Below are 12,317 nucleotides of genomic sequence, written 5' to 3'. Positions count from 1 at the left end.
GCCGGGTGCCGGGGTGTCGGAGGTGCCGGGCGCCGGGGTGCCGGGGTGCCGGGGTGCCGGGGTGTCGGAGGTGCCGGGGAGCCGGGAAGTCGGGCGCCGGGGTGCCGAGGGTGTCGGGGATTCCGGCGAAGGCGGATCCATGGAGCAGCGGATTCGCTGCATTGTTGCTACGATGTACGAGGAGGCACGGCTGCTCCCGGCTAGGTGAGACGCGGAAAGGTCCGCTACCATAGGCGTGGGCTTTCCGCTCGAGGCTTCGATGCGGGGTAACACTTTTTGCCGTTCTCAACAAAGACGAAGCTTTCGATCGCTCGCCATGACCACCCTCCATGAGCATCTCGGGCAACTCGTACGCTACGCTCCGCCGGGCACCCTGGTCCCTGTGGATTCGTTGGCCGAACTCCTTCGTGTCTACACGGACGAGCCGAAACGACCGGCTCCGGCCGGGCTCTCGCTCGGGGAGGTTGCCGAGCTCTTCGCACGGGTAGTCGACGGCCAGCGCAAGGTGCCCCAGGAAGGAACGGTGCGGAAGTGGATTCGGACCGGGCTGCGTGGCGTGAAGCTCAAGGCCTACCGGGCGGGGCGGCATTTGCGCGTTTTGGAGAGTGATTTCGAATCTTTCGTCCGGGCACTCTCCGAGGCACGCGCCGCGCCCAAGGAGAAGCGCGATCCGGTCGTCGATCGCCCCGCCGGTGCTGCACAGCCGGAAACGGAGTTGGAGGCCTACCTGACGCATTACCGCCACGGCGCACGTCCACGAGCACGGCCGAGGGTTCCCGGAGGGGCCTCGGCTCATACCGCTCGACCGGGACGGCGGGCGCGCTCCTGAACCGCTACGCCCGTGGCCGAGCTTCGGCCCAGGGTCGAAACGACGAGGTCCCCGGCAAAGGTTGGCCGCAACCGCCGGCCGCCTCTCCGGGGACCTCCTTCATTTTGCTTACCGGCGGCTTCAGCTCGCGAGCGCGAGTTCTCCGTCTATGGGCCGCCGATCGCTCTGGGCGGGTTGACGTCCGCGGGGTAGCTGGTGCACCCGCGGGTAATCGGTGGCGATCTGTTCGGACGTCACCTCCGTCCAGCAAACGACCTCTGGGATCACATGCTGGAAGCGGCTTCCCCGTCCCGTGCCGGCCCGACGGACGAGACCGCGGGCGATAAGTTGCTCCCTGATGTAGAAGAACGTCCCAACAGCTTGCCCCGAAAGCTGCTGCCACTCCTTCGCCGTCGCGCCACGCGCTGGCAGCGAGTCCAGTACCTCACGCCACCGCGGCGCGAGGCGATGGGCGGCGCGCAGGAGAGGCTCGAACTGCGACGCCCATTCCTCCCAGCGGTACTCCACGTGCTCGCGGCGCTGCCGGATCGACCCGATCCGCACGTAGACCTCCTGGAGCATCCTGAGCGAGCTGTGCCCCATCTCCTGCTGGACAGTCCAGTCGGAGACTGGCGCTCCCCCGTCGAGCGTCTGGATGCGCGCACTCGCGTAAGTGACGCGGAAGACCTTTAGCCGCACCCGCTCGGCAGACCACCCCACGTCCGCCGCAATCTCGTCCAACCACTTCCGGCAGTCCTTGCCGTCGAACAGACGCGGCCCGTCGGGGGCGTGTGGTCCCGCCAGATACTCCTCTAGGATGCCCCGCAACTGCGGCCACATCGGAACACGGCGAGCCGTGCCGCGGACCTTGTTGACGTTCTGCCGCGTTGCATTGGGCCGGAACCAGACCCAGTTATCGGCGAAGTCCAGGTCGGCCTTTTCCAACCCGGCAACCTCGCTGCCGCGCCCGCCGGTCAACAGGTGGACGGCCATCCGGACGTAGTTCTGAGCGCGGCTCCGGGTCCGATGGGCACCCCGGCGCGCGACTTCCAGCAGCAGTGCCGCTTCGCCGATCTCCAGGAACGGGGTGAGCTTGTAACTCGGCGTCGGCCGCTCGTCGGGATCCAGCCGGTCCACGGGGTTCTCGGGGATCCGTTCCTCGCGCCACGCCCGCCGCAGCATGCTGTTCAGCGTGTGCAGGTACTTCGCACGCGTCCCGTCCGACAGGCGCCCGGAGCGCCCGCCGACGCGCTTGCCGATCACAGGTGGAGGTGTCGTCTCCAGATGGTTGAGCCATGCGCGGACGTCCGCCGTCGTGATGTCGCGCAGGTGGTGCTTGCCCCGGCCCGAGAGAAACCGGGTGGCGTGAATGAGGTGCTTCTTCCGTTCCTCAAGCACCCGCGCGGTCAGGGCGCGGCCGCGCTTCCGGCGCTTCTCCAAGCAAGCAAGATGGTAGCCTGCAAACGCCGCGATCCGGCCGAGCGGATCATCTGCCGGCGTGCCTTCAGGATGGGCGCGCTTCGCTGCCTCAAGCTCGGCGAGGCGCAGAGCACACAGCCGCACCGCCTCATCGAGATCAGAGGTCGCGGCGCCCGCACCCTCAGGCCGGAGCGCCTCCTGCCGGCCGCCCCAGGGGGCGAAGTCGCGGAAGTCGGCGTAGGCACGTCCGTTTTTCCAGTAGATTCGAGACTTGCGTGGACGGGGCATGGGTCGCTGCACGGTAAGTGGTCCCCCAGGGTTTGTTACCCCGGTTTGTTACCGGCAGCGGAATTCGGTTGCTGAAACGCGAACGCGTCCAGGACCATGCTGCCGGTCTGGACGCGTTTACTGTGCGTGTAAGTATATGGAGCGTGCGGGGTTCGAACCCGCGACCTCTCGGTTGCAAACCGAGTGCTCTCCCAGCTGAGCTAACGCCCCTCGACTTTTTGACCTTCCGCTTGCAAAGCGGATGCTCTCCCAGCTGAGCTAACGCCCCTCCAGACGCGTAACTTAGCGGAAATCCGGCCCGTTTTCAACCCCGGGCCGCATCGCCTCGTCTTCGGACGGCGGCAGCTCGGCGCGCAGGGTGGCGATCCAGGCAGGCGGCTCCAGCCCCAGCTCCCGAAAGCTGCGCTCCCGCTCGTCCAGGAAGTTGCGTTCGACCCGGACGTGCACGGCTTTCGGATAGAAGTTCAGCAGGAGATCCACCAGGATGCGCGCCTCGTGCTCACCCGCGGCAGCCCACTGGGCGGCGTGGTCGGCGAACCACGCGCGCAGCTTGCGCAGCGTGCGGGCCTGCGGCTCGTTGCCCTCGTGGATGAACGAGCGCACGGTCATGGCCGAGATGTCGATCTCGTCGCCCACCCGGCGCAGCGACGAGGCCTGGACAGCCCGGGTCACCGCGTCGCGGATCACCGCCACGGACGCGCGAAGCTCGGGTGAAGGCGTCATGCGCCCACCCTCGCCGGCACCCGGCAGTGTGAAATCTGTAAGAAAATGTTAGAATTACACTGGACAGCTTATCCAGTTTGGAATCTCCGTGCAAGTCCTCCAGCGCCCAAAGCTCCAAAGCCGCCAGCGGCCGAACAGCAGAACGGCCCGGGACGCATCGTCCCGGGCCGCTTGTCGAGCATTCGTGTGGGAGCGGCGTCAGCCCCGCTCGTCGGCCTGGAGCTCGGCGCGAAGCTTGGCGAGCCACGCGGGCGGTTCCATGCCGCTGTCGCGGAACTCCCGCTCCATGGAGTCGAGAAACCCGCTCAGCACGCGGAACCGCTCCTTCCTGGGATAGAACCCGGCGAGGATCGTGAGGGCGGCGCGCGCCTCGTCCTCACCTTCCGGCGGGCGCGTGGCCATACGCCGTGCGTACCACTCGTTCAGCTTGCGGAGGGTGCGCGGCTGTTGCTTCCCCTGGCTCAGCAGGAAGTAGCGCAGTCCCATGGGAGTAACGCCGATCTCCCGCGCCACCTGGCGCAGCGAAGCGGCGTCGCGGGCCAGCTCGGCCTCTCTGCGGATGGCGTCTACGGGGACGCCAAGGTCAGGCCGAGGCATTGAGCCTCCGCCCGTCACCGACGCGCGGCCGGTGTACAATCCGTAAGAAAGAGTCGGAGCTACACTGGGCAGATTACGTCATCCGCTCCGATCGTGCAAGTCCCTGCTCGATGAGTGCGAAAGTGCGAAAGTGCGAAAGTGCGGAGATGAGTTCGCTTGCTTGCGCGGACCGTCCCATGTCGGGGGATGAAGATAAGGATGAGATTAGCATTGTCGACAATACGTCAGGATCGATGGATATCGGGCGTTCACCCTGCAGCCGGACGACGGACGCCCCGCGCGCCGGCCCCGATCCACCACAGGTGATGCCGATGAAGAAACTCACCCTCTCGCTCGACGCCCTCACCGTGCAGTCGCTGGTGACCTCCCCCGCCGCGGACGGCGGACGGGGCACCGTGCTGGGCCTGCAGGAGAGCGCGGACGAATCCGCCGCCTGCCCGTCGCAGGTCTACTCCTGCGTGGGCTGCGACACGTATGACGACGCCTGCGGCGGCGGCGATCCCGACGCCCCCGACCTCAACCGGCGCATCATCGTCTACCAGACGCCGAGCTGACCCGCGCCGGCGATCCCGTCGTCACCCCGCATCCAGAACCATCCGACCGGAGACACGCCCCTGCGCAAGCTCGCCCTGGAGCTCGATGAACTGCGGGTGCAGTCCTTCGCCACCACGCCGTCCCCGTCCGCCACCCGCGGCACGGTGCGCGGCCACGAGGAAACGGAGGAATACGCCTGTACCGACGTCTGCTCACTCGTGCTCACCTGCAACTCGTGCGAGCAGACCTGCGGGTCGGAGTGCGACCCCACCGCCACCGCTGACCCCGGTCGTCGGATCATCCTGTACTGACGGACGGAGACGCCGCACCATGACGGGCCGTCCGACCTCGCGTCGGGCGGTCCGTTCCCGTTTCTCGATCCACGGTGAGACGCATCCCCGCGCGGGTACGCGGGTTGCCGCGAAGGCCGCGCGTCGCCATCTTCCGGCGTTACGGCCACAGGCAGAACAAAACCCGCGGGGCCGCTCATGCCCGCCTTTCCCTTCGCGTTGCCGATGATCAAGTCGCTGCTCACGCGCCCCATCGAGAAGCTGCCCCCCGAGGTGCGCCTGCAGGGGCGCGTCCTGTTCCTGGTGGACGACCCGGAGCTGTTGCGCAGCCAGCTGGCCGGCGAGGACCTGGAGCTCACGGACGACGTGCGCGCCCGCCTGCGGGACAACATCTCCACGGACGAGATCACGCCCGCGTACATCTGCTACTACTACGACGAGACGCTGGGCGAATTCCCGTACCTGGGCCTCAAGGCCGGCAGCGAGTTCCCCATCAAGCAGGGCAGCGTCAGGAAGGGCGGGTTCGTCGCCAGCGTGTCGGGCAAGCGGCGCGGCAAGGGCAGCTCGCGCGAGCAGAGCCCGTACGCCGAGATGATGGCCGGCATCAAGGTGGTGATCGCCGAGAACATCGAGCGCATCTACCGCGAGAACTGCCAGAACCTGGGCGTGCTCACGTCCACCAACTTCGAGCTCATCGAGCGCATCCGCCGCGGCGAGACCATCCCGCTCAGCGAGTTCACGGACGGCGCGGACGAGATCACCCGCGGCATCATCGAGTACGACGGGCTGTTCAACTACAACGTGGCCCGCCTGCAGGGCCTGGTGCAGACGCCGCCCATCAGCTGCCACCGCGACCAGCCCGGCACCGTGGGCCCCGACGCCGACGACGTGCGGGCCCTGCGCGGCAGCGGCGCCGGCAACCTGCCCGGCCCCGGGCCCGACACGGGCGTGGACTACGCGGCCGCGCAGTTCGTGGCCACCTCCACCTCCAACGTGGACACCGACGCGCAGGGCGCGCCCGAGGGCACGCGCCACGGCCGCCGGGCCCGGCCCATGACCATCGCGGAGAAGATCTTCGCGCGGCACTGGGTCACGGACCTGTCGCGCGGCGACATCGGCGTGGAGTGGGTGCAGCCCGGCGACGCGGGCTTCGTGCAGACGGACATCCGCTTCTCGCACGAGTACGTCACGCCCATGTCGGCCATCTTCTTCGAGCACTACGTGGGGATGGACGAGAAGGTGGTGGAGCCGGAGAGCATCCTGTTCTTCCGCGACCACCTGACGTTCCTCAAGGACGCCATGCCGGCGGAGCGCGTGCAGCTGGGGCTGCTGGACGTGGCCAACCAGCTGGAGGTCAAGCAGCGCCAGTTCGCCGAGAAGCAGGGCGTTCGCCTGTACGGCGAGCTGGGCCACGGCAAGCACGGCTCCGAGGCCATCTGCCACAGCAAGATCCTGGAGAGCTACGCGCTGCCCGGCCACGTGATCATCGGCTCCGACAGCCACACGCCGCACGCGGGCGCGGTGGGCGCGGTGGCGTTCGGCGTGGGCACCACGGCCATCTTCAACTCGTGGATCACCAAGGACGTGCGCGTGGAGGTGCCGCGCTCGTTCAAGGTGATCGTGCACGGGGAGAAGCCCGAGAACGTGTCGGCCAAGGACTTCATGCTGGAGATCCTTCGCAACCCGTACATCAAGGACGGCCACGCCATCGGGCAGATCATCGAGTACGCCGGCCCGGCCGTGGAGGCGCTATCGGTGGACGAGCGCGCCACCATGACCAACATGGCCGCCGAGGTGGGCGCGTTCACGGGCATCGTGGCGCCCGACGCCAAGACGGTGGAGTACCTGGTGGCGCAGCGCGGGATGGACCGCGCCGAGGCCGAGCGGCTGATGGAGGGCCTGTTCAGCGACGAGGGCGCCGACTACGTCAAGGTGATCGAGATCGACGCCAGCACGCTCAAGCCCATGATCGCCCTCCCCGGCGACCCGGGGAACGGCCTTTACGTGGACGAGCTGGGCAACGAGGTGCGCATCGACATCGCGTACGCGGGCAGCTGCACGGCGGGCAAGAAGGAGGACATGGACATGTACGCCCGCGTGCTGCGCGAGTACCACGAGGCGGGCGCGCGCAAGCCGGAGCACGTGCAGCTGTACATCCAGTGCGGCTCGCAGGAGGTGTACGCGTACTGCCAGGAGCAGGGCTACGACCAGCTGTTCCACGAGGTGGGCGCCACCTTCATCGAGCCCAGCTGCGGCGCGTGCATCAACGCGGGCCCGGGCGTGAGCCGCAAGCCTACGGACGTGACCATCAGCGCCATCAACCGCAACTTCCCGGGCCGCTCCGGGCCGGGGCAGCTGTACCTGGCCTCGCCCTACACCGTGGCGGCCAGCGCCATGGAGGGACGGATCGTGGCCTGGGAGCCGCAGCCGGAGCCCGCGGGCGTCTGACGCCGGGTCCGCCGGAAATTTTAATCTCGGGGCGCCGCGCACATCGCGCGGCGCCCCGCTGTTTTTGGGACAGACACGTCCGCGCACGATCCTGCCGCGGGCGTGTTCACGTTTTAAGGAAACACGTCGTTTTCAGCTGCGGGGATCCTCACCCGCCGAGTCCGAGACGAGCGAATTCGCTGCTTTGGGGACACGTTCGACCGATTCAGGGTACCCCTTGACGTGTTTACTTCTGTCGTTTAGGGTTGATCCCGAAGGTCCGCGGTGCCGGGCGGACGCTCCACGGCAATGCTATACGGAGTCATCCATGTAACCAGTTCCCAGGAGCCGGATGCCCACGCATCACCGTCGGGAAAAGCTGATCCGATGGCTGATCTTCAACGTGCTCGTGGGGCTGGTGCCCATCGTGATCAGCTACCTGGGGCTGCGTCTCGATCCCCATCCCCCGGCGCTGCACGTGCTCACGTCGCGCGGCGAGCTGCTGCTCATCTCCACCGCGATCGCGTCGGCGGCGGTAGGGGAGCTCATTCCGGGCGGAGGCGGCAAAGCCATGCAAAAGCTGCTGGCGGGTGGATGCTGCATCCTTCTCGTCCTGATCTCGTCGCTGTTCTTCGCTACGATCCAGGCGCGGCAGCACCCGGACGTATTGCGGATCTTCACCATGTCTCTCTGGCTGTTCGGCGGAACGCTGCTGGCGAGCTTCAGCGCGGTTTACCTGGCCTGGGAAGGAGAACCCTGATGACCATCGAAACGGCTGTCATTCCGGCGAGCATCCTGGCCTCCGTGGTATCCCTGGCAGCCGCGTTCAGTGGACGCAGGCCGCGCCACGGCCCGAGCTCCACGGTCACGGTGACGGTCACCATCGAGGACCCGGTCCACGGGTTGGCGCGCACGGTCGCGCGCTCCACCCGGCGCGCGGACGACATCCGCCGCGACGTGGAACGCGCCATTCGCGGCGGCTGACGAGCTGGCACGCACAGGCGGCCGGAGCCATCGCTCCGGCCGCCCTTTCACCTCGTCGCCGCTCTGGGTCAAGCCAGCGCCGGCTTCGTCAGCCGGTGGCCTTGCGCAGGAGGGCGACCTGCCCGGCGTGGTAGGCATAGTGCTGCGCGATGCCGTGCAGCATCACGGCGTACGAGACGCCCGAGCCCAGCGGCCGGTCGCGCGCCTCGCCCACGATCTCGTCCAGCGTCTCGGGCGGAAACGCCGCCACCGCGTCCAGCAGGTCGGCCTGCGCGCGGGCGAGCGCATCCACCGCGCCCTCCCACGTCCCGCCGACGGCTGGCCAATCGCCGTTCTCCGGGTCACGGGCGACGCGGTCGCGCAGGCGGCGGGTGACCTCGCGCGTCCACCCGGCCAGGTGGAGCGCGATCTCCCACGCGTTGTGCGCGCTGGGCAGCGGACGAGCGGCGGCGGCATCCTCCGTCAGGCCCGTGAGGATGACGCGGAGGGAGTCGCCGTGCCAAGGGTCGCCGTCCCAGGCGCGGCGCAGCTCGTCCAGCAGCCGTTCGCGTTCGGCGGGAGCCCCGCTCACGCCGTGCCGTGGCCGGACAGCTGCCGGCCCCCCAGGATGTGGAAGTGCAGGTGCGGCACCGTCTGCCCGCCTTCGTCGCCCGTGTTGACGACGACCCGGTAGCCGCGCTCCGCCAGCCCTTCCTGCTCCGCCACCTTGCGGACGGCCAGGAGGATGCGCCCGGCCAGTTCCAGGTCGCCTTCCTCCAGCTGGGCGATGGACGGAATCGGCTTGCGGGGGATGACCAGCACGTGCACGGGCGCTGCGGGGTTGATGTCGCGTATGGCGACCACGTGCTCGTCCTGGTACACGAAGCTGCCGGGGATCTCGCCGTCGATGATCCGGCTGAAAAGCGTCTTGTCGGCCATGAGTGGATGCGGCTCGGAGGGGTGGAGGTCCGGTCCTGCGTTTGCCGCCAATCTACCCCGCCCTGCCCCGCCGCGCACCCTGCGGATGCGCGGAGTCGGCTGTACGGACGATCGGCGAAGTCAGCCAAGCGGAAAGTCGGTGTTCCGTATCAGCCGCGCCGCGCACCTGCGGACGCGCGGCACGGGACGCGCGGCATCCGCCGTACCTTCGTACCCCGTACCCTTGTACCATTTTTCGCGGATCGGCTGCTACAGGGAACTGCACCAGCGTCCAGCGGTACAAGGCCGCCGTTCGGAGCGCGGGGCCGGCTTCGGACAGGCGCGCCGCCCGGGTCTGCCGGGGCCCGGCGGCGCGCTGATCCCGGTCGCAGGCGCAGTTCTCTTGATTCACGGGACCCGCAGGCCGATATTGCGACCGCGCCGTGTTCGGCGCTCCCGCGCAGGCGCCTCGCGGTCCCCGCCCTGTTCACCGACCTTCGAACGCTGGCTTCCATGAACCGCATTCTCCGCTCCCTCGGGCGGCGCGCGGCCGTACTGGCCCTGGTGCTCACCGCCACCCTTCCCGCGGCCCTGCTGGGCCAGGGCGAGCGCCGCATCGCGCTCATCATCGGCAACGGCGCCTACCAGAACGTGGGCCCCCTGCGCAATCCCGTGAACGACGCCCGCTCCATGGCGCAGACCCTGAGCGGCATGGGCTTCCAGGTGCTGCTGCGCGAGAACCGCACGGAAGACCAGGTCAAGCAGGACATCCGCGAGTGGGGGCGGATGCTGGACCAGAACTCCGTGGCGCTCTTCTACTACTCGGGGCACGGAATCCAGGTCAAGGGCGAGAACTACGTGGTGCCCATCGACGCCTCCATCGCCAGCGAGGAAGAGGTGGAGTACGGGGCCGTGAACGTGGGGCTGGTGATGGCGCAGATGGAGCGCGCCCGCAGCCGCGTGAACATCGTGTTCCTGGACGCCTGCCGAAACAACCCGTTCGCCCGCAGCTTCCGCTCGGCCTCGCAGGGGCTGGCGATGGTGAACGCGCCCGCCGGCACCTTCATCGCCTACGCCACGGCGCCCGGCGACGTGGCCAGCGACGGCACGGCCTCGGCCGGCAACGGCCTGTACACGCAGCAGCTGCTGCGCTACCTGAACACGCCGGGCATGCCCATCGAGCAGATGCACAAGCAGGTGCGCATCGCCGTGAGCCAGGCCAGCAACGGCGACCAGGTGCCGTGGGAGTCGTCGTCCATCATGGGCGACTTCTACTTCGCGGGGAACAACGGCCAGGGCGCCGTGCAGACGGCCGCCTCTACGCCCGTCAACCGCCCCGAGGCGCTGGCCGAGGCCGAAGAGTCGGCCGATGCCACGGCGCTGCGCCCCGGCCAGCGCCAGCAGGGCAGCCTGGGCCGCGGCGACGCCGCGATGGACGACGGCTCGCTTTTCGACCTGTACACGTACAACGCGCGGGCGGGCGAGCGGCTCACGTTCACCATGCGCTCCGACGCGTTCGACACCTTCCTCACGGTGGCGCGGCTCGACAACGGCCAGGCGGAGCTGCTGGTGCGCGACGACGACAGCGGCGGCGGCACCAACTCGCGCGCGGAGCTCACGGTGGACCGCGACGGGCCCATCTTCATCCTGGCCAACGCCCTGCGCGAGGGGATGACGGGTGCCTACACCATCGAGCTGGCGACGGCGGGCGGCTCGTCGGGCATCTCGTCCGGGCAGCGCGTGACCGGCACCCTGGCCCGCACGGACCAGATGCTGGCCGACAGCTCGTTCTTCGACACGTACACGTACCAGGGCCGGGCCGGCGAGCGCGTGCGCATCGCCATGACGTCCAGCGCCTTTGACACGTACCTCTCCATCGGCCAGGTGGTGGACGGGCGCTACCAGGAGCTGGAGAAGAACGACGACGGCGACGGCACCAACTCCGTCATCGACGTGACGCTGCCCCGCGCGGGCACGTACCAGATCCGCGCGAACTCGTTCCTCAAGGGGCAGACGGGCGCGTACACGCTGCAGATCGCCCCGGGCACGGGCGCGCGGCCCCAACAGCAGCAGCCGCAGCAGAACCAGCCTAACAGCAACGGCGGCGTCATCCGCCGGCGTAACGAGGGACAGTCGTCGCAGCCTTCCAGCGGCAGCGGCGGCGGTGGCGTGATCCGCCGGCGGAACCCGTGATGGCGCGTTCGCCGCACGGGTGAATGCGGAGCGGCCCCGGCGTGGACATCACGCCGGGGCCGGTTTCTTTGAACTGCGGGTTACAGGGGACAGCCTGCAACTGACTGGCCGGTAGGCGTCCCCGCGGCAACGGCGGCGCGACTGGTATCGCCAGAAGCGGATGGACGCGAAGCGGCCCCGGCGTGATCCACGCCGGGGCCGCTCGTTCGTACCATCACAGAAAGCCCGATCCGCATCGCCGGTGCAGGCTGTAACCTGTCCCCTGTCCCCCGTTGTTCAGGGCAGTTCAGCCGACCGGACGAAGCAACGCGCTCCACCACTCCTCCTCCTCGTCCACCTCCACGATGCGAAAGCCCGCGGCCTCCGCGTCGTGGATCACGCCCGGGGCCTCCGTGCGCAGGATGCCGCTCACGATCAGCCGCCCGTCCGGCAGGGCGCCCAGCGCGCGGCGGAACGACGGCAGCAGGGGGCGGATGACGCCGCTCAGGATGTTCGCCAGGACCACGTCAAAGCGGCCCAGGCTCTCCAGCAGCGCGGGATCCGCCATGGCCTCCACGATCTCCACCCGGCTCTCCACCCGGTTGCGCTCCAGGTTCTCGCGGGCGTTCAGATTGGCGTCCGGGTCGTACTCCACGGCCACCACCTCGCGCGCGCCCAGCATCGCCGCCGTGATGGCCAGGATGGCGGAGCCGGAGCCCACGTCCAGCACGCGGTCCGACGGGCGCAGGGCATCGTCCAGCAGGCGCAGGCAGCCGCGCGTGGTCGCGTGCTCGCCCGTGCCGAACGCCATCTGCGGATCGATGTCCACCACCACCTGCCCCGGCCGCGCGTCCCACTCCGTCCACGTGGGCTTCACGACGATGCGGTCCGTCACGGGGCGGGGCCCCAAACCCTCGCGCCACTTGGCCGCCCAGTCCTCGTTGGCCTGCCAGCGCCACGACACCTCCGGCGCCGCGGACTCCGGCAGTTCGTCGGCCAGGGCCGCGCGCACCTCGTCCACGTACGCCTCGGGATCCGCCGGCTCGGGGACGTACGTCTCGATGGCGCCGTTCGCCTCCTGCACGGCCCAGCTGCCCCGCGCCACGAGCACCTCCGACGCCAGGGGCAGCAGCTCGGGGTCCGCCGTGCGCACAGAGAGAACCATCCAGCGTTCCGGC

Annotated in this window: 12 protein-coding genes and 1 tRNA gene; 6 read left to right on the top strand and 7 right to left on the bottom strand. The window is 69.0% G+C overall.

Going from position 1 to position 12,317, the window contains the following annotated elements:
* Nucleotides 1-316: 316 nt before the first annotated feature.
* Nucleotides 317-829 (top strand): helix-turn-helix domain-containing protein, encoded by a 513-nt coding sequence (locus VFZ20_RS10150; protein ID WP_329683754.1) that lies wholly within the window; start codon nucleotides 317-319, stop codon nucleotides 827-829.
* Nucleotides 830-949: 120 nt separating this feature from the next.
* On the opposite strand, the gene VFZ20_RS10145 is transcribed toward VFZ20_RS10150, so the two are convergent.
* The 4 genes from VFZ20_RS10145 to VFZ20_RS10130 form a co-directional block, all read right to left on the bottom strand.
* A complete protein-coding gene (locus tag VFZ20_RS10145) occupies nucleotides 950-2,515 on the bottom strand; it encodes a tyrosine-type recombinase/integrase (RefSeq protein WP_329683753.1) in 1,566 nt (521 codons plus the stop codon).
* Nucleotides 2,516-2,652: 137 nt separating this feature from the next.
* Nucleotides 2,653-2,725, bottom strand: a tRNA-Ala gene (locus VFZ20_RS10140).
* Between the two features lie 72 nt (nucleotides 2,726-2,797).
* Nucleotides 2,798-3,238 (bottom strand): hypothetical protein, encoded by a 441-nt coding sequence (locus VFZ20_RS10135; protein ID WP_329683752.1) that lies wholly within the window; start codon nucleotides 3,236-3,238, stop codon nucleotides 2,798-2,800.
* Between the two features lie 198 nt (nucleotides 3,239-3,436).
* Entirely contained in the window at nucleotides 3,437-3,835 is a 399-nt protein-coding gene (locus tag VFZ20_RS10130; protein WP_329683751.1) for a hypothetical protein, read from the bottom strand.
* A gap of 311 nt (nucleotides 3,836-4,146) precedes the next feature.
* On the opposite strand from VFZ20_RS10130, the gene VFZ20_RS10125 reads away from it, so the two are divergent.
* From VFZ20_RS10125 to VFZ20_RS10110, 4 genes are all read left to right on the top strand, one after another.
* Nucleotides 4,147-4,389, top strand: a complete 243-nt coding sequence (locus VFZ20_RS10125; RefSeq protein WP_329683750.1) for a hypothetical protein — start codon at nucleotides 4,147-4,149, stop codon at nucleotides 4,387-4,389.
* A gap of 495 nt (nucleotides 4,390-4,884) precedes the next feature.
* Nucleotides 4,885-7,107 carry an aconitase family protein gene (locus tag VFZ20_RS10120; RefSeq protein WP_329683749.1) on the top strand — a complete coding sequence of 741 codons (2,223 nt, stop codon included), beginning with the start codon at nucleotides 4,885-4,887 and terminating at the stop codon, nucleotides 7,105-7,107.
* Between the two features lie 331 nt (nucleotides 7,108-7,438).
* Nucleotides 7,439-7,846, top strand: a complete 408-nt coding sequence (locus tag VFZ20_RS10115) for a hypothetical protein (RefSeq protein ID WP_329683748.1) — start codon at nucleotides 7,439-7,441, stop codon at nucleotides 7,844-7,846.
* Nucleotides 7,846-8,070 (top strand): hypothetical protein, encoded by a 225-nt coding sequence (locus VFZ20_RS10110; protein ID WP_329683747.1) that lies wholly within the window; start codon nucleotides 7,846-7,848, stop codon nucleotides 8,068-8,070. The genes VFZ20_RS10115 and VFZ20_RS10110 overlap by 1 nt, the downstream gene beginning before the upstream one ends.
* Nucleotides 8,071-8,158: 88 nt before the next feature.
* On the opposite strand, the gene VFZ20_RS10105 is transcribed toward VFZ20_RS10110, so the two are convergent.
* Both VFZ20_RS10105 and VFZ20_RS10100 read right to left on the bottom strand, forming a co-directional pair.
* A complete protein-coding gene (locus VFZ20_RS10105; protein WP_329683746.1) occupies nucleotides 8,159-8,641 on the bottom strand; it encodes a DinB family protein in 483 nt (160 codons plus the stop codon).
* A complete protein-coding gene (locus VFZ20_RS10100) occupies nucleotides 8,638-8,988 on the bottom strand; it encodes a histidine triad nucleotide-binding protein (protein ID WP_329683745.1) in 351 nt (116 codons plus the stop codon). The genes VFZ20_RS10105 and VFZ20_RS10100 overlap by 4 nt, the downstream gene beginning before the upstream one ends.
* Nucleotides 8,989-9,480: 492 nt before the next feature.
* Here VFZ20_RS10100 and VFZ20_RS10095 point away from each other — a divergent pair, with 492 nt between their 5' ends.
* Complete coding sequence (locus tag VFZ20_RS10095; protein WP_329683744.1) at nucleotides 9,481-11,160, top strand: caspase family protein; 1,680 nt, start codon at nucleotides 9,481-9,483, stop codon at nucleotides 11,158-11,160.
* Between the two features lie 286 nt (nucleotides 11,161-11,446).
* On the opposite strand, the gene VFZ20_RS10090 is transcribed toward VFZ20_RS10095, so the two are convergent.
* On the bottom strand, nucleotides 11,447-12,317 hold an 871-nt coding region (locus VFZ20_RS10090), incomplete at its 5' end, for a 50S ribosomal protein L11 methyltransferase (protein ID WP_329683743.1).

Origin of the sequence: Longimicrobium sp., assembly GCF_036280135.1 — a bacterium.
GTDB lineage: Bacteria > Gemmatimonadota > Gemmatimonadetes > Longimicrobiales > Longimicrobiaceae > Longimicrobium.
This window is presented reverse-complemented; position numbering and strand designations above follow the sequence as displayed.

Coding starts and splice junctions, on each gene's coding strand:
- VFZ20_RS10150 (WP_329683754.1), top strand. CDS start 317: ATGACCACCCTCCATGAGCATCTCGGGCAACTCGTACGCTACGCTCCG.
- VFZ20_RS10145 (WP_329683753.1), bottom strand. CDS start 2,515: ATGCCCCGTCCACGCAAGTCTCGAATCTACTGGAAAAACGGACGTGCC.
- VFZ20_RS10135 (WP_329683752.1), bottom strand. CDS start 3,238: ATGACGCCTTCACCCGAGCTTCGCGCGTCCGTGGCGGTGATCCGCGAC.
- VFZ20_RS10130 (WP_329683751.1), bottom strand. CDS start 3,835: ATGCCTCGGCCTGACCTTGGCGTCCCCGTAGACGCCATCCGCAGAGAG.
- VFZ20_RS10125 (WP_329683750.1), top strand. CDS start 4,147: ATGAAGAAACTCACCCTCTCGCTCGACGCCCTCACCGTGCAGTCGCTG.
- VFZ20_RS10120 (WP_329683749.1), top strand. CDS start 4,885: ATGATCAAGTCGCTGCTCACGCGCCCCATCGAGAAGCTGCCCCCCGAG.
- VFZ20_RS10115 (WP_329683748.1), top strand. CDS start 7,439: ATGCCCACGCATCACCGTCGGGAAAAGCTGATCCGATGGCTGATCTTC.
- VFZ20_RS10110 (WP_329683747.1), top strand. CDS start 7,846: ATGACCATCGAAACGGCTGTCATTCCGGCGAGCATCCTGGCCTCCGTG.
- VFZ20_RS10100 (WP_329683745.1), bottom strand. CDS start 8,988: ATGGCCGACAAGACGCTTTTCAGCCGGATCATCGACGGCGAGATCCCC.
- VFZ20_RS10095 (WP_329683744.1), top strand. CDS start 9,481: ATGAACCGCATTCTCCGCTCCCTCGGGCGGCGCGCGGCCGTACTGGCC.